19 protein-coding genes are annotated in these 26171 nt (G+C 49.7%); 12 read left to right on the forward strand and 7 right to left on the reverse strand.

Annotated features, from left to right (window positions below):
* Nucleotides 1–5 precede the first annotated feature (5 nt).
* The 3 genes from FEN17_RS10005 (at nt 6) to FEN17_RS10015 (ending at nt 5396) form a co-directional block, all read left to right on the forward strand.
* Complete coding sequence (locus tag FEN17_RS10005) at nt 6–3059, forward strand: SusC/RagA family TonB-linked outer membrane protein (protein WP_138365107.1); 3054 nt, start codon at nt 6–8, stop codon at nt 3057–3059.
* Between the two features lie 41 nt (nt 3060–3100).
* Nucleotides 3101–4669: a RagB/SusD family nutrient uptake outer membrane protein gene (locus FEN17_RS10010; RefSeq protein ID WP_138365108.1), complete on the forward strand. Its 1569-nt coding sequence runs from the start codon at nt 3101–3103 to the stop codon at nt 4667–4669.
* 250 nt (nt 4670–4919) lie between these two features.
* Nucleotides 4920–5396, forward strand: coding sequence for a hypothetical protein (locus FEN17_RS10015; protein ID WP_138365109.1), 477 nt, complete (start codon nt 4920–4922; stop codon nt 5394–5396).
* A gap of 55 nt (nt 5397–5451) precedes the next feature.
* On the opposite strand, the gene FEN17_RS10020 is transcribed toward FEN17_RS10015, so the two are convergent.
* Nucleotides 5452–6015, reverse strand: a complete 564-nt coding sequence (locus FEN17_RS10020; protein ID WP_138365110.1) for a hypothetical protein — start codon at nt 6013–6015, stop codon at nt 5452–5454.
* A 150-nt stretch (nt 6016–6165) separates the two neighbouring features.
* Between FEN17_RS10020 and FEN17_RS10025 the strand changes: the two genes are divergently transcribed.
* On the forward strand, nt 6166–7476 hold the full coding sequence (locus FEN17_RS10025) for a Gfo/Idh/MocA family protein (RefSeq protein WP_138365111.1): 1311 nt from the start codon (nt 6166–6168) through the stop codon (nt 7474–7476).
* A gap of 218 nt (nt 7477–7694) precedes the next feature.
* Here FEN17_RS10025 and FEN17_RS10030 read toward each other — a convergent pair whose 3' ends face one another.
* Nucleotides 7695–10259 carry a TonB-dependent receptor gene (locus FEN17_RS10030; RefSeq protein ID WP_138365112.1) on the reverse strand — a complete coding sequence of 855 codons (2565 nt, stop codon included), beginning with the start codon at nt 10257–10259 and terminating at the stop codon, nt 7695–7697.
* 305 nt (nt 10260–10564) lie between these two features.
* Here FEN17_RS10030 and FEN17_RS27650 point away from each other — a divergent pair, with 305 nt between their 5' ends.
* From FEN17_RS27650 to FEN17_RS10060, 6 genes are all read left to right on the forward strand, one after another.
* Nucleotides 10565–11014, forward strand: coding sequence for a helix-turn-helix domain-containing protein (locus FEN17_RS27650; protein WP_229208756.1), 450 nt, complete (start codon nt 10565–10567; stop codon nt 11012–11014).
* 130 nt (nt 11015–11144) lie between these two features.
* The gene (locus tag FEN17_RS27655; RefSeq protein WP_229208757.1) at nt 11145–11339 is read left to right on the forward strand and encodes a VapC50 family PIN domain-containing toxin; all 195 of its coding nucleotides are present in this window, start codon (nt 11145–11147) and stop codon (nt 11337–11339) included.
* A 68-nt stretch (nt 11340–11407) separates the two neighbouring features.
* The gene (locus tag FEN17_RS10045) at nt 11408–12358 is read left to right on the forward strand and encodes a helix-turn-helix domain-containing protein (RefSeq protein ID WP_138365113.1); all 951 of its coding nucleotides are present in this window, start codon (nt 11408–11410) and stop codon (nt 12356–12358) included.
* A 79-nt stretch (nt 12359–12437) separates the two neighbouring features.
* A complete protein-coding gene (locus FEN17_RS10050; RefSeq protein WP_138365114.1) occupies nt 12438–13190 on the forward strand; it encodes an SDR family NAD(P)-dependent oxidoreductase in 753 nt (250 codons plus the stop codon).
* A gap of 117 nt (nt 13191–13307) precedes the next feature.
* Nucleotides 13308–13889, forward strand: a complete 582-nt coding sequence (locus tag FEN17_RS10055; protein WP_138365115.1) for a Crp/Fnr family transcriptional regulator — start codon at nt 13308–13310, stop codon at nt 13887–13889.
* A gap of 71 nt (nt 13890–13960) precedes the next feature.
* Entirely contained in the window at nt 13961–14857 is an 897-nt protein-coding gene (locus tag FEN17_RS10060) for an SDR family oxidoreductase (protein WP_138365116.1), read from the forward strand.
* Between the two features lie 9 nt (nt 14858–14866).
* Here the strand turns inward: FEN17_RS10060 and FEN17_RS10065 are convergent, their stop codons facing one another.
* On the reverse strand, nt 14867–15169 hold the full coding sequence (locus tag FEN17_RS10065; RefSeq protein WP_138365117.1) for a putative quinol monooxygenase: 303 nt from the start codon (nt 15167–15169) through the stop codon (nt 14867–14869).
* A gap of 92 nt (nt 15170–15261) precedes the next feature.
* Between FEN17_RS10065 and FEN17_RS10070 the strand changes: the two genes are divergently transcribed.
* Together FEN17_RS10070 and FEN17_RS10075 are read left to right on the forward strand one after the other, a co-directional pair.
* Nucleotides 15262–16029, forward strand: coding sequence for an SDR family NAD(P)-dependent oxidoreductase (locus FEN17_RS10070; protein ID WP_138365118.1), 768 nt, complete (start codon nt 15262–15264; stop codon nt 16027–16029).
* Between the two features lie 22 nt (nt 16030–16051).
* Nucleotides 16052–16945: a helix-turn-helix domain-containing protein gene (locus FEN17_RS10075; protein ID WP_138365330.1), complete on the forward strand. Its 894-nt coding sequence runs from the start codon at nt 16052–16054 to the stop codon at nt 16943–16945.
* Here the strand turns inward: FEN17_RS10075 and FEN17_RS10080 are convergent, their stop codons facing one another.
* The 4 genes from FEN17_RS10080 to FEN17_RS10095 form a co-directional block, all read right to left on the reverse strand.
* Nucleotides 16946–20104, reverse strand: coding sequence for a glycoside hydrolase family 92 protein (locus tag FEN17_RS10080; protein WP_138365119.1), 3159 nt, complete (start codon nt 20102–20104; stop codon nt 16946–16948).
* Between the two features lie 15 nt (nt 20105–20119).
* On the reverse strand, nt 20120–22279 hold the full coding sequence (locus FEN17_RS10085; protein ID WP_138365120.1) for an FN3 associated domain-containing protein: 2160 nt from the start codon (nt 22277–22279) through the stop codon (nt 20120–20122).
* 62 nt (nt 22280–22341) lie between these two features.
* Nucleotides 22342–23799: a DUF1501 domain-containing protein gene (locus tag FEN17_RS10090; protein WP_138365121.1), complete on the reverse strand. Its 1458-nt coding sequence runs from the start codon at nt 23797–23799 to the stop codon at nt 22342–22344.
* A 23-nt stretch (nt 23800–23822) separates the two neighbouring features.
* Nucleotides 23823–26141: a PSD1 and planctomycete cytochrome C domain-containing protein gene (locus FEN17_RS10095; protein ID WP_138365122.1), complete on the reverse strand. Its 2319-nt coding sequence runs from the start codon at nt 26139–26141 to the stop codon at nt 23823–23825.
* Nucleotides 26142–26171 lie beyond the last annotated feature (30 nt).

A 26171-nucleotide genomic window follows, 5' to 3' on the forward strand; every position in this document is an offset into this window, starting at 1 on the left:
ATCTGATGGACAAGAAAAAATTTTACCTCCTCCTATGGCTGGTGGTGCTGACTTCTGTTGCCAGCCATGCCCAGGACGTTATTTCGGGCATTGTCAAAGACGAATCGGGCCAGGGATTGCCGGGTGCGACAGTCGTTGAAAAAGGGACTACCAGGTATACGCTGACGGACATTGACGGAAAATTCAGCATTCCCGCTGCTAAAACATTCCCTTTTACGCTGCAAATCAACATTACCGGTTTTCAGCAGCAGGAAATTGAGATTTACGAATTGACTACCGAGGCCGTGGAGATTGCCCTCAAAACAGCCAATGTGCTCGATGAGGTGGTGGTGATCGGTTATGGCGAACAAAAGCGGAAAGACATTACCGGCTCGGTGGCTTCGGTGCCGATCGAGATCAAAAGCCAGCCGGTAGCTTCTGTGGAGCGCCTTCTGCAAGGTTCGGTGGCCGGAGCGGTGGTGACGCAAACCTCCGGCCAGCCGGGCGGGGGCGTCAGCGTGCAGATCCGGGGTAACAATTCCATCACCGCCGGCAGTGACCCGCTTTACGTAATCGACGGTTTCCCGATCAACAACGATTATTCCCTGGCCGATGCAGGCGTAACCGACGGTTCGAAAATCAACCCGCTGTCAACATTGAATACCGCTGACATTGAGAACATTGACGTACTGAAAGATGCGTCGGCGACGGCGATCTACGGTTCGCGCGGGGCAAATGGTGTGGTGATTATCACAACCAAAACCGGGTCGAAAAACAAATCGTCGATCAACTACGACGCTTTTTACGGAAGCCAGCAGGTGATCCGCACAATTCCTTTGCTCAATGCCGGACAATGGTGGGCGCTCCGGAAAGATGCGGCTGCCAACTCCGGAAAAACGGCTTCCATCCCGATTGTGACCGGTTATTCGCTGGATACGACCGGCGCAGGTACCGACTGGCAGGATGCTGCATTCCGGCGGGCTTCCATGCAAAGTCACAACTTGTCGATCCTTTCCGGATCAGACAAAACCAAGCTGGCGGTTTCGGGTAACTATTTCAAACAGAATGGTATACTTCAAAATACGGATTTCAGAAGGCTTTCGGCCCGGGTGAATGTGGATCACCAGTACAATGATCGCTTCCGGATTATGGCCAATCTCAATGCGAGCAATATCAAAGCGAATGTGGCTCCCGCGGCGATCGTCGGTAACCTGCTGCAAACGCCGCCTGCCCTGCCGATTTATCAGGATAACGGCACATTTGTGATCAACAGCCCGTTTGAGTCGGCCCTTCAAAACCCAATCAATTCGCTTAATAATCAACTGAATGAGACGATTACTAACCGTTTTCTTGGCAACATTTCGGGAGAATATACGATTATCGACGGTCTGAAAGCGAAAGTGCTGATCGGCGCCGACGTGGTGGGTAACAAGCAAAACCGCTACCTGCCAAGTACTACGGCAGAGGGTCAGGCGCTCAGCGGCGACGCAATCGTAGGTTCGGTTTTCACGACTAACTGGCTGAACGAAAACACATTGAGTTACGACAAAGATCTTAATGAGAAAAACCGGGTGAATGCGGTAGTGGGTTTTACAGCCCAGACTTCTAAATCCAAAAGTACGGTGGCAGAAGCCGCGGGTTTTGCGACGGATGCATTTTCTTATAACAACCTCGCGACAGGTATCACCAGCATAGCTCCCCGCTCGGCAGCCAGCGAATGGTCTCTGGCTTCCTATCTCGGCCGGATCAATTACGCTTACGATGACCGCTACCTGCTCACATTCACCTTGCGTGCCGACGGCTCATCGCGCTTCGGGAACGGAAACAAGTGGGGATACTTTCCGTCGGCGGCTTTAGGGTGGAATTTGAATGAAGAGAAATTTTTTCAGCAGTTTAAAAAAATCAGTCTTCTGAAACTGCGTGTGAGCGCCGGAACCACTGGTAACCAGAGCATTCCGCCTTACCAGTCACTTTCGCAGCTGGCTTATTTCCGGTACAATTTCTCCAACACGACTGTATCTGGTTATGCCCCGAATACAGTCCCAAACCCGAACCTTGGCTGGGAAAAAACATTCCAGGTAGATGCAGGTTTTGACCTAGGTCTTTTCAAAAATCGCCTCAACATTATTGTTGATTATTACCATAAAAACACCACTGATTTGCTCCTGAGCAGAACAGTGGCAGGTACTTCGGGACTTTCGGATTTTTACAACGGACAGGCTTCGACGATTTACCAGAACATCGGACAGGTGAGCAATCAGGGGATCGAGCTATACGTGAATTCTCAAAATACGACGGGTGCATTCAAATGGAACACGGTCCTGATTTTTGCTAAAAACAAAAACAAAATCCTGGATCTGGGCGAGGGCGTAAGCCAGATTATCCCCAACATTACCAACCCGTCCATCGCCAAGGTAGGTTACCCGCTGGGATCATTTATTGTGTATAAAACCGACGGCATCATACAGCAGGGCGACGCGCCGCTGACGCCGCAGCAAAACAAAAGTCCGGGCGGCCAGAAATACAAAGATCTTAATGGCGACGGCGTGATTACCCAGACCGGTGACCGCTATGTGATTGCAAACCAACCCGGGTTTACAACTGGTTTGACCAACACATTCAGCTACAAGGGGTTTGATCTAACGGTTTTTTTGCAGGCGTCGATCGGCGGAAAGTTGTATAACCAAAACCGCGCAAACCTTGAACTGGGAACCGGCTATGTGAATGCCTCGACGGTCATGCTGGATCGCTGGACGCCGACGCATACGGATACCGACGTGAAAGCAGCCTTCCAGGATCCTGCCATCACGCCATCCGACCGCTTCATCGAGGATGCCACTTACGGTCGTTTGAAAAACCTGTCGCTGGGGTACAGCCTGCCGAAAAGCCTTCTTTCCCGGGTAGGCATCGAAAACCTGCGGGTGTATGTATCTGCACAAAATGCGATCACATGGACCAAATACAGCGGATATGATCCTGAGGTGAGTTTAAACGGCCAGTCCCTGATCACCAAAGGGGTTGACTCCGGTGTGTACCCAAACAACAAGTCGTACCAGGTAGGTTTGTCGCTCTCTTTCTGAGGCGCTACCAGCACATGTTTAAATGATTAATCGAGAAAAAAATGAAAAAGTCTACATATATCCTGCTGGCAATGATGGCGACCGGCCTCAGTTCGTGCAGCGAATTTTTGAAAGAAGAACCTGAATCTTTTCTTTCGGAAGACCAGTTTTACAAGACACAAACCGACGCGATAAATGCCGTGAATGCGGTGTACTTTTTCCTGAATTCGGGCGGAAGCAACATTCAGACGCCTTATAATACCCTTTTCAACACCGGCATGAACATGGCCGGCGACGATGAAGATCCGGGACCGGGCGCTACCAATGCGGATGTGCGCTCACTTTCGGTGCTGGCACATTCGTCGGGCAACCTGCGGATCTATGAAATCTGGCAGCAGCATTATGCGGCGATCAAGAAAGCCAATGTCGCGCTGGAAAAAATCCCGGAGATCCAGTTCGACGAAGCGCTTAAAGCACGCCTGATCGGCGAAGCGAAGTTTTTGCGCGCGCTTTATTACTTCAACCTGGTGCGTTTATACGGCGATGTTCCGCTGGTGACCGGGTACCAGAAAGATGTGAATGCAGCCAGTTATGAAATCGCCAAATCGCCTTCGACCGAGGTGTATGCACAGATCGAGAAGGATTTGAAGGAAGCGGCGGCAGCATTGCCGGCAAGTTACGCCTCTCCCAACGTCGGCCGGGCAACTGCCGGGGCGGCCAAGTCGCTGCTGGCAAAAGTGTACTTGACGAAAGCTTCCCAGCCTTTGAATATCACCGCACATTACAAAGATGCAATTTCTACTGCCGAGGAGGCGCTTTCACCTGCTGACGGTGGTACCGGAACCTACAATTATGACCTGGTGACCAACTATGCGGAAGTCTTTTTACCTGCATTTAAAAACAATAAGGAGCATATTTTTTCTGCGCAGTTCAAGTCCAATTCCCTCAACCAGGGGAATGCGGAATATCCGCGCGCAATCCTTTCCGGAATTCCGGGTCTGACAGGAAACTATGCGCACATGGTGCGGTTCTACACCGTTGGAAATGATAAGTTTTTCAGCATTTACAAACTTTTCAAACCGGGAGACAAGCGGCGTGACGTGACTTTTGTACGCAGCTTTACAAGTCCTTCAAACGGAAAAAAATACGCGCTGCCGATTACAAATACGTCGATCGCCGGCGACTCGACACCCTTTTGGAATAAGTGGCTCGACCCGGCCTCTGCAGCGGTAACCAACCAGTCGGCGGCCAATGTTCCAATCCTGCGGTATGCCGATTTATTGCTGATCCACGCGGAGGCTGAGAATGAAGCAAACGGTCCGACCGTGAAAGCGTACAAATCTTTAAACCGTGTGCGCAACCGGGCCGGGCTCCCGAACCTGACTGCCGGTTTGACCAAAGATCAGTTTCGTGACTCGGTGTACCTCGACCGTCGCCTGGAACTTACCTACGAGTACCAGCGCTGGTTTGACCTGATCCGCCAGAAGGATGCGGCGGGAAAATCGACTTTTGTGGCGAACCTGCAAAAGGTGGGAAAAACGAATGCAGCCGAGAAGCACAGGCTGTACCCAATCCCCCAATCGGAAATCGATAACAACAAGCTGTTGAAACAAAATCCCGGTTTTGAGTGAGCTGAGTCGGTATTTTGCTACAAATTGTGACCGTTAAATAATTCCAATATTCAGATACCGGGAAATGATAGTAAGGTTTAAATTCAGCCCATGCGGATTGGTAAACATCTTTTAAATTGATGCCTGGTTCTACTCAACGTTTATTACTAGGTCAGCTCTTCGGGGCTGGCCTTTTTTGTTGCGTAAGTAACCGGTGCGCGTGGAACGGTTTTTAATGTATGTTTCAGACAGAACATCATCAATTACTACTATGAAACCTGAAATCAAAAATATGGCAGGTGGGTTGGCCGGGGCGCTCATCCTGAACCTGGTCCACGAAACCGCCAAGAGAGTGTCTCAAAAAGCACCGAGGATTGACCTGATCGGGGAAGAAGCGCTGACGAAATCCCTGAATGCAGTAGGGGTATCTGCTCCTACCGGTAACAAATTATTTGGTACGACATTAGCGGCGGACCTGATTGCAAATGCTACATATTATGCCATGATCGGGAAAGGCCCGAGGAAACATTTGCTACTACGCGGCGCAGGATACGGACTTTTTGCCGGACTGGGCGCAATAGGATTTACACAAAAACTGGGACTGAGCGATAAGCCCGTCACCAAAACCACCGAAACAAAAGTGATGACCGTAGCCTGGTATTTGCTGGGCGGACTGGCCGCAGCGCTGGTGATCAAGAAGGTGGGAGAAATCGACGACGAGCGGAGCGGTATTTTGGAGCTTGCCTGATATTTAAGTTAATAAAAAATGGGCAGCCGGAATATCCGGCTGCCCATTTTTTATGTCAGGGCTTGGCCGGCGTTTTCTGATCAACTTTGATCTGCTCGTTTTTATAATTACCTGTTTTGCCCGTATTATTTTTCATGTTTTTAGCAGCTGAGCCGCTACCCGATTTCAGGGTGGTGTCTGATTCAGTCATATTTTTTCTGCGGCGATCACGTGCTTCTTTAGAATTCAGCATGGATTTGGAATCATTGTCTCCGGAGTATTTACCTACGTCATTCGCATTTTTGTGCTCCTCTCCGCCAGGCCTGTTACTTTCGTCGTTTTCACTGGTTTTCTGTGCCTGCTGCCCACCCGGGCCGGTCGCGCCTGTTGCAGCCGCTCCTGCTTTGCCCGAAGGATCGGCATTCGCTGCGCCCGGACTGGCAGACTTTCCTCCGTTTTTGTTTGTATTTTCAGCCGTGCTGCCTTGCTTGCTTTGAGCGGCAGTTCCCGTATTCTGGCCATGACCTCCTGCATTCGCATTTGGCTTTGCCGGGGTGCTGGACTGCGTACCCTGTTGTGCAAAAGATGCCGTGGCTGCACATATCGTGAATGCTGCGGCGAATATGAATGACTTCTTCATGATGCAATGTTTTTTAGTTTGATGAATTTAAACTCCCGGCGTATCGACCAAAATTATGCCAGCAAGCTAAATGTTATTTTTCGATTCGAGGAAGGCACAATAATTGCTTGCCCGTGATCAAAATTCATTTCATCAACATTCAACAGAAACATGCAGCTGATTCCTAATTACAAAAGCTTCGATCCATCGGTACTTTCGAGAAAAAACTTCTTGTCGATGACCTCCAAATATGTGGCCGCGGGCGCTATCGCCAGTGCCTTGTCGGGCAAACCGGAAAATGCCAGCGCGCAGGAATCGCCCGCCAGCATTCCCGAAGGTGTGGAAGATCCGATCGTGCTCGAACAGTGGAAATCGAAATACGACCAGGATACCGGCCCGGTACCGACGCCTCTCCCACCCGACCGGCGAATTGGTTATGCCGTGGTTGGTTTGGGCCATTTGTCCCTGGAGCAGATACTTCCTGCATTGAGCAGCTGCAAAAAGTCAAAACTGACGGCGCTCGTGAGCGGTAGTCCTGATAAAATGAAAAAGGTAGCGGCGCAGTACGGTGTAAAACCGGCTAATTGCTATTCCTATCAAACGTATGATCAGCTGAAAAATAACAAGGAAGTGGACGTGATCTACATTGTGCTGCCCAACTCGATGCACAAGGAATTTACCGTCCGTGGCGCGGCTGCCGGGAAACATATTCTCTGCGAAAAACCGATGGCGGTGAGCCAGCAGGAATGTCGCGAGATGATCGCCGCCTGTAAAAAAGCAAATGTGAAGCTGATGGTCGCTTACCGGATCCAGTACCAGCCGCACAACCGCACGCTCCGTGATATTCTGAAAAAAGGCGAGTTCGGCAATGCCAAATTTGTGGATGCTTCCAACTGCCAGAGCAGCGCCAACCCGGAACACTGGCGGCATAAAAAAGCGTTGGCTGGTGGTGGCGCATTACCCGATATCGGACTGTACTGCCTCAACACCACCCGATTTGTGCTCGGCGAAGAACCGACGGAAGTGTTTGCATACCAGTACAGTACACCGGGAGATCCTTTGTTTAAAGAAGTGGAAGAGCTGATGTCGTGGCAAATGAAATTTCCTTCCGGCATCATTGCCAGCTGCTCCACACATTATCACGTCCACGAAAGCCGGTATTACAGGGTTTTATGTGAAAAAGGCTGGCTGCACATGGACAAGGCCTATGCCTACAAAGGTCAGCAACTTTCCACCGCCCGCGCCGAGGGCATGCAGGAGCTGCACCAGCAAATCGGACTGGCAGAAAAAGATCAGTTCGCCCTGGAAATGGATCATTTTTCAGGGTGTATCATTGAAAATAAGCCGCCTTACACGCCGGGCGAAGAAGGTTTGCAGGACCAGATCCTGATGGAAGCGATTTATCAGTCGGCGAAAGAAGGAAAGCCGGTAAAAATAGCGGCCAGCACAGAAATCCCGCGCGGCCCGGAGCCGAAATCATAGGGAACCCGATGCCAATGCCAATGCCAATGCCAATGCCAATGCCAATGCCAATGCCCGTCAGCTTAAGCTGACGGAAAATAAACATCTCTCACATACATTCCCTTGCCGCCAGCTTTAGCTGGCGGATAAAGGAGATTTTATAAAGAAAAACCAGCAGGATGAGTGCTGGTTTTTTTGTATAAACAGATTTGGATATTTATCCTGCCGGAAGTTTTTAGTTAAAAAGAATACCGCAATGTCACGCCATAAGTACGCTGGTCGCCAACGATACCGGCGTATTGTCCGTAGCTGCCCGGCGCTGCCAGCAGCAGTTCGTAGTAGTTTTTGTTAAACAGGTTTCTCGACCAGATGAAGAACGACATACCATTTGAAGCCCGAAAACCCAGTCTTCCGTTTGTCAGACCGTATCCGTCAATGTTCAGGTATTTCGACGGCGACGGGCTGGAAGAGAATTTAGAGCGGTAAAATTCGTCGATACCCAGGAAGTAATTTCCTTTTAGGCCCAGGAAATTACCTTTCACGGTAGCTTCGCCACCAACAGATCCCGACCATTTGGAGATACCCGGCAGCTCGCCGCCTGAAATATCCTTAAATGCCTGTGGACCACCCACTTCTTCCAAAGGCACCGGCGCATTGGCAAATTTCACATACTTACCATCGGTATAAGCCACCGCCGCATTCAGCGACAAATGTGTCCACCGGATGTTTCCGTCCAGTTCAATTCCCTGCACACGCACTTTTTCCGCATTCGCCAGGTAACCGCGGTTTACTCCCGGCTCAGGCGTCTGCACCTGCGTCTGGAAGTTTTTAATATCTGAGCGGTAAATGGTCAGGTTCAATATTGAATTAGCGCTTGGCTTGGTTTTGAGGCCCAGTTCTTTGTGCTCCACGTGTTCTGGTTTTACATTCGCCAGATCCAGCAAGATCGCTCCGTTTGCAGTTGGCAAACCGCCTACGTTTACACCAATCGGCTTATAACCAATCGAGTAAGTCGCAAAAGCATTCACTTTATTTGTGGCCTTATATTGCAGCGACAGCTGTCCCGAGAAATTTCCCTGATCGTAATTGGTATTAAATGCCTGGTCGGAATAAACACCTTTTTTCAGCGCAAGTAGTGCAGCATCAGTGGTCTGCAAACCGCCGTAAGCTACGCGGTTATAGTCCACCACCTTCTTGTCGTAGTTGTAACGCACGCCCGGCAGGATGTGGAAGTTGTTTGTGATCGCCCAGTCAACGTTCGCGAAAACGGCCAAGCTGGTGCTCTTAATGCGGTTGGTAGTGCGGATACCGAAGTTGTCGAACAAGCCCGGGGTCTTCCAAAGCTCACTGGTGGTGCTTTGTGCAAAACGCCACTGTGCCGAGCCAGCTTCCTCTGTCTGCACAGGATCGGATTTCAAATCCTGCCACAAACCGAACAAACCTACCACGCCACTCACTTTCGGAGAGATTTTGCCAGAATAACGCAATTCCTGCGACCACTGATCGTGTGCCGAGTTACCCGAAGAAATCGTAAATACCGGCAAACCAATGTAATCGCGGTCATTCAGCGGCGTCCATTTCCAGTAGCGCCAAGCCGAAGTGGAAGTCAATGTTCCGTTTCCGATCTTAATATCTGCATTCACAGACACCCCGCCGAGCTGGTTATCCGCTTTGGAAGGCGTGTCGAGATCCAATTTTCTTTCAAATGCGCTGGAATAAGGCAGTTTGTAATTCAAATCGGCGATGATCGCGTTGAACTGGCGATAAGCTGGCCGCAATGTGGGTACCACGCCCGCCACTGGCCAGCCGTAGCCATTTGGTTTCTGGTCCGAGACGTCACCGATCACGGTAATGGCGACCTTGGAACTTGGTGTGTAAAGGATCTGGCCACGCACCCCAATGTTGTTGATATCATTGATCGGCTGCTGGGTATGTACATTGTAAAACAGACCATTACGCTGCGTTCCGGTGAAAGAAACCCGCGCCGCCAGCTTTTTGCTGATCGGACCAGTGATCGATCCTTTGGCTTGTACATAACCGAAATTTCCATAACTCAATTCAAAGCTACCGCTCGGATCGAAGCTTGCTGCGCGGGTCGTAATGTTGAATGCGCCGGAAGTCGTGTTTTTTCCAAACAATGTTCCCTGCGGTCCGCGAAGGACTTCAATACGTTCAATATCAATAAAATCCAGCGCAGTAGCTGCCGGGCGGGCGTAGTAAACGCCGTCCACATAAAAGCCCACACCCGGATCGATACCATCATTGGTCAACCCGTAAGTAGAACCCAAACCGCGGATATTCAATGTCGTATTCCGCGCATTGGAAACGTAAAGCTGCACGGTCGGCACCAATTCTTTTAGTCTGTTAACATTAAAAGCACCCGCATCCTCCGCCGTCGAACCCCTGATGACGGTGATGGGGATAGGCACTTCCTGCGCCGATTCCTGGCGACGGCGTGACGAAATAATGACATCGTCCAGCTTGTCAGCAGCCGGATCGAGTTTAATAGTTACCTCACTTTCGTTAACAACCACCTCTTTTTTGGCATAACCTAGAAAAGAAACTACCAGCGTAAAAGGTAACTTCTGGCCGGTTTTGAGATTAAATTGTCCGTTTGCGTCAGTTGCGCCGCCATTTGTGGTTCCTTTGATGGTGACGGTGGCGCCTACAAGTGGGGTGTCGGTGGTGGCGTCGAGGACGGTACCGGTCAATGTGGCATTAATGATAGGCTGGTCTTGCGCCTGGGATAAATAAGTGGTAAAAATGAAGCTGAGAAGCAGGATGGTTCGCAATGTAATTTTCATGATCGGCTATTTTCTTGAAATGCTTTGTTGGTGTTAATTAAAATTCTGGTTGGCGGGAATTCCCATTCATTTCAAAAGCGGCAACATCGCGGATCGACTATTTGTAGAATGTTCTTCAAGGCTTTTGTTTTAAAGATTTGCGCAAAACTAATGAAAGCGATTTAATATATAGAATTGGTAGAGTATATATTTTTTTCATCATCGTAAAAAACCAGATCTCCAACCACCGTGGTTGCTCGCGAAAGTTTAAGATTTATTTGTTTCGTTTATTTCGTTTGGTAAATTTGAAGAAATTTACTCACGGCATGGAAACAGTATTCGAAAGACCCACAAAACGCGAACAAAAAATGGCCAGCGAATCAGTAATAAAATTTACTTCAGCCATATCACGACGTAAGTCAGATAGCGTTAATGTTCGCATTCAGGAAAGCGAGGAATTGTTTGCGATTCCTCGTAAAGCACTTGAATTTCTGTCACTTATCCTTTCCTTAATGGCAGAAGGAAAAGCTATTTCCCTTATACCTTCCGCATCAGAACTCAGTACGCAACAGGCCGCCGACCTACTTAATGTTTCCCGTCCACATATCGTGAAGTTGCTCGAACAGGGTGTAATTCCGTTTAAAAAAGCAGGCAGTCACCGCAGAATTTTATTAGAAGATCTTATGAAGTATGCAGGTCAGCTAAAAGAGACACGTGAACAAAGTTTCAAATTCCTTGCCGAACAAGCGCAGGATCTAAACCTGGGTTACGAATGATTCATTCTGCGAGGTTTACAGCAATTCTCGATGCCTGTGTTTTATATCCTGCACCGATTCGAGACTTGCTTTTACATCTTGCAGATGCAGAGCTATATACGCCAAAATGGACCGACCAAATCCATGAAGAATGAAAGCACAACATCCGGACTTCTTCATCACCAACCTCATCGAATTAAATCCACTAGACGCGCTAGCTGCTTTCAAGAACCAGGTTGCAAACCTTAAAAATCCGCCTGTAACATTGGAGAAAGTATTGGAAATTTTGATAAAGTCGGGTCTTAAAACTGCGGCCGAAAATTTTGCGCGACTGCTCCAAGCGTAATGATATATCAACCAGAATTTTGGTAGTGCTACGCTCCTTCCGTAAATTTGATTTTTACAAAAATCAAAATGACCAATACAACCTCTTTCGAAGAAGTATGTCTCCGGCTTTCGAGTGGGCTGTCTTCTGATTTGAGTGCTTTGCTGCCTGGGGATATTCAGCAGGAAGTGGGGCATTTTAATGTATTTAATCTGACAGGTTTGCCGCAGCCCAGGGAAAAACCTACGGTACCTTTTGCCTGTCGTGCGTTTTATAAAATCAGCTTTTTGACCGGACATTCCATTGCCGAATTTCCTGATCGTACCATTGAGATCGTGAAGCCGACCTTGATTTTTTCGACGCCGAGATTCCCTTTCAGCTGGCTACCGGTTGGGACGCAGACGGGACAGTTCTGTGTTTTTTCGGCGGAATTTTTGCACCCTACCAAAAGTGGTGTGATCCTAGATGAGCTGCCTATTTTTAAATCGCCGGAGCCGCCAGTTTTTGCAGTGTCGGAAAGTGAAGCATCAAGGGTTCAGGGCATTTTTGACAATATGGTGGCCGAAATTGGCTCCAACTATGCCTATAAATACGATCTGATGCGGGCATACACATTGGAATTGATCCACCTCGGCCAGAAGTTGCAATCGACCACACTTTTGCATCCCAATCACAGTGCTTTCGCCAGAACGACGTCCCTTTTTATCGAGCTGCTCGAACAACAGTTCCCGCTCGAAAACCCACAGCAAAAAATAGCGCTCCGCACCGCCAAACAGTACGCCGACCACCTCGCCGTGCACGTCAATCATTTAAACAAAGTACTCAAAGAAACCACCGGCCTCACCACCACCGAGCTCATCGCCGGACGCATCGTCCAGGAGGCCAAAACTTTGCTGCGACACACCGACTGGACCATCGCCGAAATAGCCGATAGCCTCGGATTTTCTGACTTTGCGCACTTCGCCAAATTCTTTAAAACCGAGACTTCTCTCTCCCCGGGTGCCTTCCGCCGACAAACAGAAAGTTCGAATTATACATAAAATTGATTGACGGCGACAAACCACCGCAGCATTGTTTGACGGACTTTTGTATTGTTTTTAAACCAATACAAAAAGTAAAATGACAACGCAAAAAATAGCACTCATTACCGGCGGCAGCCGCGGCATCGGCAAAGATATCGCCTTGAATCTGGCGCAAAAGGGCGTCGATATACTGTTCACTTACCACAGGAACAAAACCGAAGCAGACGCTACTGTGGCAAGTATTCAATCGCTTGGTCGCAAGGCAGTTGCATTGCAGCTGAACAGTGCAGATACCAGCAGTTTCGAAGCCTTCTTCCAGCAAGTAAGCACTGCATTAACAGAAACCTTCGGCGCTGATCGCTTCGATTTCCTGATCAATAATGCAGGTACCAGCCTCACCGGCTCCGTGGCGGCAACCAGCGAAGCGCAGTTTGATGAAATGATGAACATTCACCTCAAAGGCGTTTACTTCCTGACACAGAAAGCATTAAACCACATGCATGACGGCGGCCGGATCGTCAACATTTCGTCGGCCGTTTCGCGTCAGACCTTTCCCGGCGTGTCGGCCTACGCGGTCATGAAAGGGGCGGTCGATGTGTATACACGCTATCTGGCGCTCGAACTAGGCTCCCGACGCATTTCTGCAAACGTGGTAGCCCCCGGCGCGATTTTCGGCGGCGGCGCGATGACGGATTCTCCCGAAACGCGCGAATTTGTAAAAGGCATCACTGCCCTCGGCCGCGTTGGGTTACCCGATGACATTGGCGGAGTAGTCGCATTTTTGTGCAGCGAGGACGCCAAATGGGTCAATGGTCAGCGCATTGAAGTGACCGGCGGCGTCGGGTTGTAATACTCGCCGTTAATTTTTCGAATATTAATTGAATGCTGTTTAAATCAATTTCCCTAAATTTCTTTTATAATGTCAGATCGCGGTTGAAGTTTGCCGGATCAACAGGAAATTTTTCGAATGTTAGCGGAATTTGAACATTACCTTAAAGCACAAACCGGCCTGCCGGAAGAAACGATACGACAAGTAAGTTCCCTGGCGACGAAGCACACGTTGCGTCGCCAGGAACCTATTTTAAGTCCGGGTCAGGTTTGCCAGCATAAGGCATTTATTGTCAAAGGCCTGGTCCGAACATTTAACCTTACAGCGGATGGCAACGAACATATCTTACAATTTTCGCCAGAAAATACCTGGACGTTGGATGTAGAAAGTTACGACAAGCAGGTGCCTTCGCTGGTCAACATTTCGGCGATCGAACAGAGCCAGGTTTTATTATGGCACAAAACCGATTTCGACGCTTTGCTGACTGCTATCCCGGCTTTTAAACAATTTTCCGAAAGATTAATCTCGCGGAACATTTACTACAACCGCCAACGGATCCTCACGATCCTGGGCGGCACCCCCGAAGAAAAATACGAAGATTTCATCCGGACTTTCCCCACGCTCCTCTCCCGCCTCCCGCTCCACATGATCGCCGGCTACCTCGGCATGTCCGTCAAAACCCTTACCCGCATCCGCCACGCGCAGTTGCAGCGGAGCTGAAATTATGGACAAATGACCTTGTTTAACCCTCGCCCCGCGCCCAATTTTGCATAAAATTAAAATGTAATCTTATGCGGGTATTTGTTACGGGGGCCTCGGGATTTGTGGGCTCCGCAGTTGTGGAAGAACTTTTGAAAAATGGGCACGAGGTACTGGGCCTGGTACGCTCTGCACAAGGGGCTGAAAAAGTGGCGGCGACCGGCGCCACGGCTTTGGAAGGCGATGTGAATGATCCGGAAATTCTGCGCCAGGGTGCTACTGAGACCGACGCGGTCATCCACACGGCATTTAATCACGATTTTACGCAGTACAAGGCTGGCTGCGAAGCGGATCGGAAAGTCATCGAAACATTCGGGGATATATTGGCGGGTACCGGAAAGCCGCTGGTAATCACTTCTGCGCTCGGATTGCTGCATTACGGCCGGCTTACTACGGAAGATGATGTGTTACCGGCTGGTTCGGATGTAGTTCCGCGAGCCGCCTCGGAGGAAGCAGGGCAGGTTGCGACTGCGAAAGGGGCCGATGTGTATGTGGTTCGTCTGCCGCCGAGCGTGCACGATGCCGGTGATTATGGTTTCGTACCGATGGTGGTGAGGGCGGCGCGTGAAAACGGGGTATCTGCCTACGTGGGCGACGGCAGCAACCGCTGGCCAGCCGTGAAGCGCCAGGATGCAGCTGCATTGTATCGGCTGATCGTTGAAAAACGCCCCGAATTGAAAACATTTCATGCCGTGGGCGAAGAAGGGGTGCCCTTCAAAAATATTGCGGAAGTAATCGGCGAGGGTTTAAATCTGCCGGTTATCAGTAAAACCGGCGACGAAGTAGCGGCACATTTTGGCTGGTTTGCGCATTTTGCAGGACTGGAATGTTCGGCTTCAAGCGAAAAAACCCGCGCTACATTAGGCTGGGATCCAAAGGGAACCGACCTGCTCACCGATATTGCGGAAGCAGGTTACCTGGCCGGTTAAGACAGATTTCTAAATATCCAGGGGAACCGTCGGCACGCCGACCCGATTTTCCAGCAGCGAAACAGCCTTCCCGATCACCATGCTTTGAAAATGTTCCGAAGCGCGGTGGGCGGCGAGGGCTGCTTCGTCTTTGTAGCCTTCATACAAAATGATCGTGTTTTTGTCCGCCATACCCTGGTGGATTTTGTAAAAAAGATTACCCTCCTCCTCCCTGCTTTTTACCGCAAGTTCTCTGAGAATGTCCAGCACAGCATCAATCTGGCCATCTTTGGCCTGCCAGGTCGCGAAAAGGTAGATAGGTTCGTCGTTCATTTTCATTCGGGAAATGTATAAGTAATGCCGTCAAATGTTTAAGCCGGTGCGTGCTTGTTACCTGAAATTTGTATATCAAAAAACGAGAAAAAATGAACACGAAAAATCAAAATTCAAAAATAGTGCTGGTGACTGGCGGGAGCCGGGGGATTGGTAGAAGTATTGCTTTGAATGCTGCAAAGCGCGGACTAGGGGTTATTTTGACTTATCATTCCAACGCAGGGGCCGGAGAAGCTGTGGCGGCGGAAATTAATGCGGCGGGTGGGAAGGCGGTTGCTTTGAAGCTGGATTCTTCGCAGGTTGGGTCGTTTGCCGGTTTTAGCGAGCGGGTTTTGGAAGTATTGAAGCAAAACTGGAACCGCGAAAACCTGGATTATCTTGTCAATAATGCCGGCATCGCACAGCGGAGTTTGATCGCCGATACCACCGAAGAAATTTTCGACGAGCTTGTGAATGTGAACTTTAAGGGCGTATTTTTTCTTACCCAGAAGCTGGTACCGCTCATCGCCGACGGCGGGCAGATTATCAACATTTCGTCCGGTCTGGCGCGGTTTGCATTTCCTGGTGTGGCAGTTTACGGCGCCTTGAAAGCCGGAATTGAAGGCTTGACACGCTATTTTGCCAAAGAATTTGCCAGCCGGAAAATCCGCGTCAATACCGTAGCTCCCGGCGCAATCGATACCGAATTTGGCGGGGGGAAAGGAGACGAAGCGCATCGCCAGCAGATCGCCGGCATGACGGCACTGGGACGGTTGGGAGAGGCGGAAGATGTAGGCGTTTTAGTCGCTTCGCTGCTTTCGGACGACAGCCGGTTTGTCAATGCACAGCGTATTGAAGTGGGTGGCGGGATTTACATCTAATGTTGGAAAAAAATCTGAGAAGATGGAATATGTAGATATCAAATCCATTTCGGAGCTGCACCGGTTTTTCAACTACGAAAAGCCGCTGCACCCGCTGATTTCGGTGGTGGACCTGGCGAAGGTTGATCGTTCCCAGCGCAAGCCGGACATGTTATACCGACTTAATATGTACTCGGTTGCTTGTAAGCAGATCGAAGGTTCGTTCAAATACGGACGCACGAATTATGACTTTTCGGAAGGCACATTAATGTTCACTGCGCCTTACCAGGTGTTAAATCCTGGTCTTGAAAACAAGGTGCAAGGCTGGGGAATCTACATTCACCCCGATTTTCTGAATGCCAGCAGCAAAGGCACCAAACTCACGGAATATTCTTTTTTCGGCTATGATGTACATGAGGCGCTGCATATTTCGGAAGCTGAGAGAAATGTGCTCCAAGATTGTGTCCGCAACATTGAGCGGGAAATTTCTATGAACCTCGACACACATTCGCACAATCTGATCCTTACCAATCTGGAACTGCTACTCTCCTACTGTTCAAGATTTTACGACCGCCAGTTCCTGACCAGACAACATGCCAGTAACGACATTGTCGAGAAATTTGACAGGTTGCTGCATGATTATTTTGCCAAGGATTCCCTTATTGATTCAGGCGTTCCGGATGTCGGTTATTTTGCTTCAAACCTCAGTTTATCAGCAAACTATCTGACCGATCTTTTGAAAAAATACACCGGAAAATCCACCCTGGAACACATTCATTTAAAGCTGGTGGACAAGGCGAAATCGATGTTGTGGAGCACCGAAAAATCAGTCAGCGAGATTGCTTATGATTTGGGTTTTGAGCACCCTTCCCATTTTACCAAACTTTTTAAAAACAAAACCGGGACGTCGCCAAAGGAATTTAGAAACCTAAACTAATCATTCGGCCGGCATGGCACTAATACCCCAGGCCATATTCGGCTGCGGCCCCATTTCCAGCACCAGCGAGCCGCCTTTCAATAACTCGGAAGCCTGGAACCAAAAGTTTTTCAGCGGCTGACCATTCAATGTTGCACTTTGGACGTAAACATTTTTGCGCGAAGTATTTTTCGCTTCGATGGTAAAAGTTTTGCCTCTGCCAAATTGCTGCCCCAGATCAATTACCGCTTTTTCAAACATCGGGCTGCCGATTTCGTAGATCGGGTCGACGCGGGTGCCGCCATCGGTTTGGAAAAGTCCGAGTGTCGCCATTACAAACCAGGCGCTCATTTGCCCCTGGTCTTCATCACCGAGATACGCATTCGAAACTTCGTGGCCATAATACCTGTCTACCACCGAGCGGCTCCATTTTTGTGTCAGCCATGGCTTTTTAACCCAATTAAAAAGAAACGCAAAGTGCATCGACTGCTGGTTGCCCTGCACCACCGGAAAGTCCCAATATTGGTCATTCGGACCATTATAGCGCCATTTTACACTTTCTCCAAACCCCCAGTCGAGCCTTTTTACAAATTCATTTTCACCGATGGTTTTGGCCAGACCAGGCACATCCTGCGGCACAAAAAAAGTGAGCTGCCAGGCATTTCCCTCTACGTAATGATGGTTGGCACCTGATTTAAAGGGATCAAAATCAGCCAGCCAGTTACCTTTTGCGTCTTTCATCCGGGCGAATCCGGTTTTCGGGTCGATCACATTCTTCCACCAATTCGCGCGGTCGCCGAAGGTCTTGAAATCCTCTGTTTTATTTAAAGCTTTGGCAAATTGGGATACCGAATAATCGTCGAAAGCGTATTCCAAAGTGTTTGAAAAACGCCCCTCATCGTACGGTACATACTTGTGTTTCAGATAGGTAACCAGGTCATCATTCCCGGCGCGGCCGCCGCCCACATTCTCTGCCGGCGTCGTTTGCATTTTGCGCACCGCCTCATACGCTTTGTTCACATCATAACCGCGGATGCCCATCTGGTAAGCGCTCACAATCAGCGGACTTTCATGCTCGGCCACCATCACCGGAATGTACTCCATCCCCGCCGGACCCTTCGCCAGCCAGCCACCACGTTCATACATAGCTAATTGCGACTTCACCCAGCGGTTCGACCACTCCGGCGTAACGAGGTTCCAGAACTGGTTCAAATTCCAGAAAGTGTTCCAAAACGCATCACAGCCGAGCGCGACATCATCTTTATCTTTAAATTTATTGACATGTTCGTCCGCATCCCGCCAGCTTCCGTCCACATCGCTGAATGCATTCCGGCTCAGCGAGCGGTACATATTGCTGTAAAAACGCTCTTTTTCGCGCTTATCATTACTCGTAATTGCCACCCGGCCCAGCAGATCATTCCAGACTTTTTCCTGGTTATCCCTTACCTTTTGAAAATCCCAGCCGAAAGGATCCGAAATTTCGGTTTTCAAATTCAGCCCCGCATTTTCGACGCTTACATAAGAAATCCCCGTGCGCACCTGCACGGCCTTGTTTGTTTTTGTATCAAATTCCAGAAACAAACCTGCACTTTTCGCACTGTCCGCTGCGAGGTTGGTTTGTTGTTTTACTACACCATTTAACCAAATCCCATAATTCTTGATCGGCTGGTCAAACTCCATCACGAAATGTACAATGTACTGCTGGTCAATCCCGCCCGACCAAACATCCCGGGAAAGCTGCTCGCTGTAACCTTCAATTCTTCTGTCACTTACCTTGTCAACTTTTACCTTTTTTAAGCCATAACCATACTCGGTAGGCAGCTGCAGGTCAACCATGATGCGACCGGTTTCGCTGCTATTATAGGTGTATTTTTGAAATGATGCGCGGGATGTGGCGGTCAGTTCGGCGGTAATGTTGTTATCGGTTAAATGCACTTTGTAGTAACCCAGCGGCGCCTGCTCGGTGCTTTTATCAAACCTTGAACGGTAGCCGCTATCCGGGTCGGCTTGGTCGCCGATTTTCGTCTCCACTGGTCCGGCGGTCGGAAAGATTCCGAGACCGGTCATCGTCCACTCGTGAATGTGGCTGAATGTGCCAATCGACTCAAACGTAGGATCATAGCCCGCTTGCCAGCCGCCATTTTGGTTATCCGGACTCAGCTTCACCATACTAAAAGGCATCCATGGCCCCGGCGCAATCATCCAGCGCGAATGTCCCGCGCCAAGCATCGTATTCACATATCCGGCGGGCGTTTTCAGCTTTTGCTTGGCACGCACTACTTTTCCGGATTTAATCAATTGTTTATCTACAAAAACGTGATAATCCGCTGATCCTTTCTGACTAACCGCTGGCATCGGCGCTTCCAGAATGTAGCGTTCCTGTTCCAGTTTTTGGGTCAAAATCGACTTGCCTTCCAGCTTCACCTCAATCACCGGCTCACCTTGCAGCTGACTCACATCGACCAAAAGCGGCTGGACCATTTTCGCATCCACATTTAATTCATAATCAGCCGCTTCCACATTTCGGAGCAATGCTTTTCCCGGTGTCGCCAGCGTAGTTTGTGCAGGGCCTTCCAGTTTAATCTGGTCAAAAGCCAGCCAGCCGCCCTGCAATGTGGTCATGACGATTTCATTGACACCGGTTTTGACCAGGTCATTCGGAATGTCAATTTTAACAAGCTGCTCTTTCGGATTAGCATTAAACTTCCCCGGATCTTTACCACTCGAACCTTTCGCCAGCTTGAATTCCCAGGATTTTCCGTTGACAAGAACCTTAAAAAGAGGCGCATGAAGCGAATCCGTATCCAGCACATCCACCACGAGCTGCCATTTTCCAGCCGCCGGCTTATTTTTTATATCAAACAAAACCGTCAAAAAATGTGAACGGATACCCGAGGTGCCTCCTGTCCCGCCCCAGCCATTGACCGGCCCTGGAATCACATACGGCCAATCTTTCTGCGCCTCGGAGCGTCCGACAAGGAAAAAATTGTCCTCATAACCAAAATCCTTTTCCAGGAACCGCTTGAATTCGCCGGGCGCCAGTGCCATACCGGTGGGTGCATTATCGGCTTCTCCGATCTTCCAGAGCACTTTCTGCTGCGCGAAAACCGGCCCGAAAGTAAATGCAGGCCATAGCAGAACGGCCAGCGTCCTTGTGAGAAAGCGGATTTTTCGGAACATTTGGTTCAGGATTATTTAGTTTACAAATACCTCATCAACAAACACCCAGGCCTTGTTGCCCTTCCCCGGATGCCAAGCCGGCAGTTTGGCCAACGACTTGGCTACCAGCTTAATGCAGCTCAGTTGCTGCGGTGCGAATGTCGCTTCAAACAACATTGTTTCGACGCCCGGAATGTCTTTTGCCGGCATTTCAGGGTTAAGTGTTTTAAGTAGTTTCAAAGACTTTTCGTCCGCGCCACCCCAAACCTCGATTTTTGTCGGCGGGAAAATAGAGCCGCCCAGGTTACGGAGCATGCTCAGCGTGATTTTGCTGGCTTCGACCGGCTTGTTGAAATACAGATATCCCTGAAAATCTTCATTGTAACCCAGCCACTTACCACTGTTCTGCTCGTTTTCACTCTTCACCTCGTCGATCAATGTCGTGCCACCCTTTCCGGCGTACCGGCGGTCGGCGGGCTTTTCCAGTCGCGCACTGTCAATGTGGATTCCGGCGATAAAAAAGCGCTTTTCGATCTTTTTGCTGCCATACCAGCCCTGCCGGAATGCGCGGGCCTTCAATGTTGTGTTTTTGTCCAGCGCAAACGGTTTTGTATATGCCGGCGAGGCCAGGCTGTCCGGCTCGGTACCGTCAATGGTGTAGCGGATCACCGTCTGCGGGATCTGGTGCTTCATCGAAATCAGGGCGTTTTTCTTGATGATCTGGTTTTCATTTTCAATCATCGGAGGCGTCAGGGGCAATACCACCGTGTCACTTCTAAACCCGGTTTCGAACGCAATTTTTTGTCCCTTTTTCAATGCGGCAAGCTCGTCATTGCTGAGGGCCGTACTCCATATATATACTTTTTTCAAGCTTGGGAATGTTTCCAGCGCCTTCACGTCGGCGGCTTTCACGGCGGTACCACTTAATGAAAGCTCTTTTAGATGGGTTAGTTTTTTCAGTTCGGACAATGATGCGCCTGTCACGTCGGTAAAATTCAGGATCAGCCTTCTCAACTCGGGAAACTGCGCCAGTGACTTCAAATCGGCATCTTTGACAGGCATCTTGCTCAAATCCATCGAAACAATCTGCGTTTTCAGAGGTGCCAATGCTTCGATTTCTTCACTCTTGAAGTTGGCACTGTTATAGAAATTCACAAACAATGCAGGCGACTCGGCGGAAAGCGGCCGGATCAGACGATAGGAAGTAGTCAGCTTTTTAACATCCTCAGGATCAGCGGCAGTAAAATCATATTGTTCCTCCACACGGCCGCCGCCGAGCACATTTTGCGCATAAGCATACACCGGATTTTGCGGTGAAAGTGCACTTACTTTTTGGTCAAACCTTGAACCACCTTTCACCCAGGCAGCCAACAGCACTACTTCTTCTTCGGTAAGCTGCACTTTCCCCCGAGGCGGCATGTGCTTTTTATCATCCAGCGGCAAATGTACCCGGCTAATCAGCAAGCCCAGGTCGGCTTTGGTCGTATCCCAAAGTGCGCCGTTTTTGCCACCTTTAAGCAGTAAAGCCTGCGTCTGCATTTGCAGGTTTCCCTTCGATTTTTCTTCATTATGGCAGGAAAGGCATTTTTGTTCCAAAACGGGTTTGACCAGATGTTCATACACTTCCGCATCTTCCAGCGCGACTTGCGTACCCGCTGTTTCCGATGGGCCAAGCGGCGAAATCAGGAAATCTTCACCGTGGGTCAGGTTTCCGCCCAAATGTCCGCCGATGAATAAGATGAGCAGGAATGCTGCTGCTACGATTTTGGAAGGTATTTTCCAGGGAGTCAGGTATTTGCGGGAAGCATACCAGCCAATACTCAGCAGCGAAATCGCCACGCCGAGCCACTTATGCCAGAGCAATGTGCCGGATTCGTAGCCATCTTCTTTGGACAAAACAAAACCTGAAAAAGCAGCGATGGCGGCAGTAAGGGCACCGATTATCAGCAGACTTTCAGCCACTTCCGCATTCCAGCGCGTCGAGTCTGGTTTTTCGACGACAAATACCCAGATACTGTACAGAATGAGCGCCACGAGGGGAAAATGCAGCACGAGCGGGTGCATCCTTCCGAGCGCCTGCATCCAGAAAGGTACCTGAAAACGGCTTTCAAAAAGCAGCAGAAAAACGAGTAAAACATTCAGGAAAAAGGCCAGATTGAATGCCAGGCCCTTCCAGTCAGAAAAAAAACGACGCACTTTTATTTAGGTTTTTGGTTGCCACGAATGCACCGCTGCGGTGTATTCGTGGCATTAAAAAATCAAGCAATAATCCCCTTAACCAGCTTCCCGGCCACATCTGTCAGCCGATACCTGCGCCCCTGATGCTTGTAAATTAATTTCTCATGATCCAGACCCAGCTGGTTTAAGATCGTGGCGTGAAAATCGTGCACGTGCACAGGGTCTTTGGCAATGTTATATCCGAATTCGTCCGTTTCGCCGTATACGACGCCCGGTTTGATGCCGCCGCCAGCCATCCACACCGTGAATGCCCGCGGATGGTGGTCGCGGCCGTAATTATCTTTGGTCAATGTGCCCTGGCAATAGTTGGTACGGCCGAATTCACCGCCCCAGATTACCAAGGTTTCATCCAGTAATCCCCGCTGTTTCAAGTCCGTCACCAATGCCGCCGACGCCTGGTCCACATCCATACATTGACCTTTGATCTCATTTGGAAGCCCGCCATGGCTATCCCAGCCCTGGTGGTACAACTGCACAAACCGTACGCCCTGCTCCGATAGTTTCCTCGCCAGCAGGCAGTTAGCAGCGTAAGTACCCGGCACCAGACATTCCGGCCCGTACATTTTCACGATCGACTCCGGCTCCTTGCTCATATCCGTAATCTGCGGCACGGCCGTCTGCATCCGGAAAGCCATTTCGTACTGCTGCACCTTGGCCGTAATTTCCGGGTCACCAAATTCATTATACGTACCTTCATTCAATGCAGCCAGTTTGTCGAGCATATTCCGACGCTGTGTGCGGTCCATCCCGTCGGGATCATTGAGATACAAAACCGGATTTTCGCCGCTGCTGAACTGTACGCCCTGATGCACCGAATCCAGGAAACCATTGGTCCATAATTTGGAATAAACCCCCTGACCATTGCCTTTTCCGCGGGATAGCAGCACGCAAAAACCAGGCAAATTCTGGTTTTCACTCCCCAGCCCGTAGCTCAACCACGCGCCCATACTCGGCCGGTTGCCTACCTGCGCTCCGGTCTGAAAGAATGTCAGCGCCGGGTCGTGATTAATCGCCTCGGTATTAAGGGTTTTGATAATGCAAAGATCATCGGCAATGCTGGCCATGTGCGGCAGCAGCTCGCTCATCCACGCACCACTTTTTCCATGTTGTTTAAAACTAAAAACCGACCCAGCCAGCGGAAATTTCGCCTGGTTGGCTGTCATACCCGTCAGCCGCTGACCTCCCCGGATCGACTCTGGCAGGTCCTGACCGTGCATTTTATTTAGCATCGGCTTGTAATCAAACAAATCCAGCTGCGACGGCGCGCCATTTTGAAACAGATAAATAACCCGCTTCGCTTTGGGCGCAAAATGCGGCAAACCCGCCATCAGCGCGTCGGAATCCAGCTCGCCGCCACCTTTGAAAAGATCCGGTATCAGCAGGGAGCCGAGCGCGACGCTGCCAATCCCCAGGCTCAGCTTCGAAAGGAAGTGCCTGCGGGTGGTATTCATGCCATGATCAAAAACTTGTTTTTCCATTTTTGGCTGTTAGCGATACGCTTTTAGCTTTTGGTAATTGTCTCTTCCATATTGTACAGGGTATTGATCACCCGCATCAACGCGGCGGCCTGCACCTCATTCACTTTTTCATTACGCGGGAATTCTCCCACATTCAAAACTTTGAAAGCCAGTTTCTTATCTTTTGCAAAAAGCGAAGCCTCACCATTATAATATTCCATTAACAACTTCACTTCCTTGTCTGTAGGCTTGCGGCAAACAATCCGCTGAAATGATTCCTGAATGTTGGTTTCAATGTTAGTAGATTTCGCAGTCAGCCTCTCAGCCAAAACCCGCGATGCTTCCAAAACTGTCGGATCATTCAGCATCACCAAAGCTTGCAATGGGGTATTTGTTTTCGACCTTTTCACCTCACAATGGTCCCGGTTGCTCGCATCGAAAATGATCATCGATGGCGGCGGCACGGTCAGCTTGATGAAGGTATACATGCCGCGACGGTACAAGGCGTCTTTCTTATCCTGCTGATACGTTTTCAATGTCCCGCGACCGGATGTTGCCGCTTCCCACAATCCTTTCGGTTGGTAAGGTTTCACACTCGGCCCACCGATTTTGGGCACCAGTAATCCGCTGCTCGACAGCACCATATCCCGCACCAGCTCGGCCGGCAAGCGATACCTCGGCCCGCGTGAGAGGTAAATGTTATCCGGATCGGCTTTGAGTTTTTCATCGGTTACTTTCGCCGATTGCCGGTAAGTAGCCGAAGTCACGATTTGTTTGATCAGCCTTTTGATATCCCAGCCATGATCCATAAAATCCACTGCCAGCCAGTCGAGCAAGGCAGGATTTGAAGGCAAATCGCCCTGCATCCCGAAATCGCCGGTGGTTTTTACAAGACCTCTTCCAAAGAATTCCTGCCAGATCTGATTTACAAAAACCCTGGCCGTGAGCGGGTTGCTTCTATTCGTTGTCCATCTGGCAAGTCCAAGACGATTTTGCGGCATTTTCGTCGTGTCAAATTTCATCACCGCTGGCAATGCTACTGCGGTGACCACCCGCCCCGGCGCATCGTACACGCCGCGATTTAAAATGTGCGTCGGGCGTAAGGTATCCCGGTCGCCAAGCACCGAAACCATCAGCTGGTTCGTATCGGGCTTATTGATGAATGATAATAAAGTGCGGGCTTCCTGGTCCGAAATGTGCAGGATCGGGTTCTTCGCGGTTTTGGTTTGCGAGATATCTCCCTCAAAACCAAGCTCTTTTGAGTTATTAAAAAACGCAAAAAGCCGATAGTAATCTTCCTGGGAAATCGGGTCATACTTATGATCGTGACATTGCGCACACTCGACCGTCAGCCCCAGCACGCCGGTACTGAATGTTTTGGTTTTATCAATGTTGTATTCGATCCGGTACTCTTCGGGGATCACGCCGCCTTCTTCGGTGTATTTATGGTTTCGGAAAAATGCCGTTGCCAGAATCTGCTCTTTGTTCGCATTTGGCAACATATCACCCGCAATCTGCCAGGTCAGGAATTGATCGTAGCGCATGTTTTTGTTGAAGGCGCTGATCAGCCAGTCACGCCATGGCCACTGGGTGCGGACTTCGTCGTCCTGGTAACCATAAGAATCGGCATAGCGGGCTACGTCCAGCCAATACACGGCCATTTTTTCGCCGTACGTTTTTTGGGCAAGCAGCTCATCCACAACCTTTTCATAAGATTTTTCCCCACCGTCGGCTGCAAATTTATTTTGCATTTCAAGGGTCGGCGGCAGACCGGTAATGTCCAGCGCAACCCTTTTCAGCAAATGACTTTTATCGGCTTCCTCATTAGGTTCGAGGCCGATGGTTTCCATTTTTTGCAAAACAAAATGATCAATTTCATTTTTAGGCCAATCTTCTTTCGACACCTCGGGCAATTTTGGCAAAACCGGCGCAGCAAACGCCCAATGTTTCTCATACTTCGCGCCCTGCTCGATCCACTCCTTCACCAACCCAATCTCATTTTCATTCAAAAGCCCCAAATGCGACTCCGGCGTCGGCATCTGGTAAGCCGGGTCCACCGAAGTAATCCTTTTGTAAACCTCCGACTGCTCGGGCTTACCGGGAAAAATCGCGAACCCTTTTCCGTCTTTCAGCTTAGCATAGGCACTTTCGGGCATGTCCAGCCGCAGACCAGCTTCCCGCTTTTTGGCGTCGGGACCGTGGCAGGCGAAACATTTATCGGATAAAATAGGACGGATATCAAAGTTATAGCTAACCGGCCCGGAAGAACGCTGCTGCAATGTCCCGTTCTTTTTAAAACAGGACAAAACCGAAAACGCCACCAGGCAAACGAAGGCCAATAGGAGAATAAGCTGCTTCTTCATGGGTCAAATACCGACCTGAAAATTCGGACT

The sequence above is a fragment of the Dyadobacter luticola genome, from assembly GCF_005860805.1.
Taxonomy (GTDB): Bacteria; Bacteroidota; Bacteroidia; order Cytophagales; family Spirosomataceae; genus Dyadobacter; species Dyadobacter luticola.

Bases quoted from the DNA above. Each gene is read 5' to 3' on its own strand.
- FEN17_RS10005 (WP_138365107.1), top strand. From the start codon at position 6: ATGGACAAGAAAAAATTTTACCTCCTCCTATGGCTGGTGGTGCTGACT.
- FEN17_RS10010 (WP_138365108.1), top strand. From the start codon at position 3,101: ATGAAAAAGTCTACATATATCCTGCTGGCAATGATGGCGACCGGCCTC.
- FEN17_RS10015 (WP_138365109.1), top strand. From the start codon at position 4,920: ATGAAACCTGAAATCAAAAATATGGCAGGTGGGTTGGCCGGGGCGCTC.
- FEN17_RS10020 (WP_138365110.1), bottom strand. From the start codon at position 6,015: ATGAAGAAGTCATTCATATTCGCCGCAGCATTCACGATATGTGCAGCC.
- FEN17_RS10025 (WP_138365111.1), top strand. From the start codon at position 6,166: ATGCAGCTGATTCCTAATTACAAAAGCTTCGATCCATCGGTACTTTCG.
- FEN17_RS10030 (WP_138365112.1), bottom strand. From the start codon at position 10,259: ATGAAAATTACATTGCGAACCATCCTGCTTCTCAGCTTCATTTTTACC.
- FEN17_RS27650 (WP_229208756.1), top strand. From the start codon at position 10,565: ATGGAAACAGTATTCGAAAGACCCACAAAACGCGAACAAAAAATGGCC.
- FEN17_RS27655 (WP_229208757.1), top strand. From the start codon at position 11,145: ATGAAAGCACAACATCCGGACTTCTTCATCACCAACCTCATCGAATTA.
- FEN17_RS10045 (WP_138365113.1), top strand. From the start codon at position 11,408: ATGACCAATACAACCTCTTTCGAAGAAGTATGTCTCCGGCTTTCGAGT.
- FEN17_RS10050 (WP_138365114.1), top strand. From the start codon at position 12,438: ATGACAACGCAAAAAATAGCACTCATTACCGGCGGCAGCCGCGGCATC.
- FEN17_RS10055 (WP_138365115.1), top strand. From the start codon at position 13,308: ATGTTAGCGGAATTTGAACATTACCTTAAAGCACAAACCGGCCTGCCG.
- FEN17_RS10060 (WP_138365116.1), top strand. From the start codon at position 13,961: ATGCGGGTATTTGTTACGGGGGCCTCGGGATTTGTGGGCTCCGCAGTT.
- FEN17_RS10065 (WP_138365117.1), bottom strand. From the start codon at position 15,169: ATGAACGACGAACCTATCTACCTTTTCGCGACCTGGCAGGCCAAAGAT.
- FEN17_RS10070 (WP_138365118.1), top strand. From the start codon at position 15,262: ATGAACACGAAAAATCAAAATTCAAAAATAGTGCTGGTGACTGGCGGG.
- FEN17_RS10075 (WP_138365330.1), top strand. From the start codon at position 16,052: ATGGAATATGTAGATATCAAATCCATTTCGGAGCTGCACCGGTTTTTC.
- FEN17_RS10080 (WP_138365119.1), bottom strand. From the start codon at position 20,104: ATGTTCCGAAAAATCCGCTTTCTCACAAGGACGCTGGCCGTTCTGCTA.
- FEN17_RS10090 (WP_138365121.1), bottom strand. From the start codon at position 23,799: ATGGAAAAACAAGTTTTTGATCATGGCATGAATACCACCCGCAGGCAC.
- FEN17_RS10095 (WP_138365122.1), bottom strand. From the start codon at position 26,141: ATGAAGAAGCAGCTTATTCTCCTATTGGCCTTCGTTTGCCTGGTGGCG.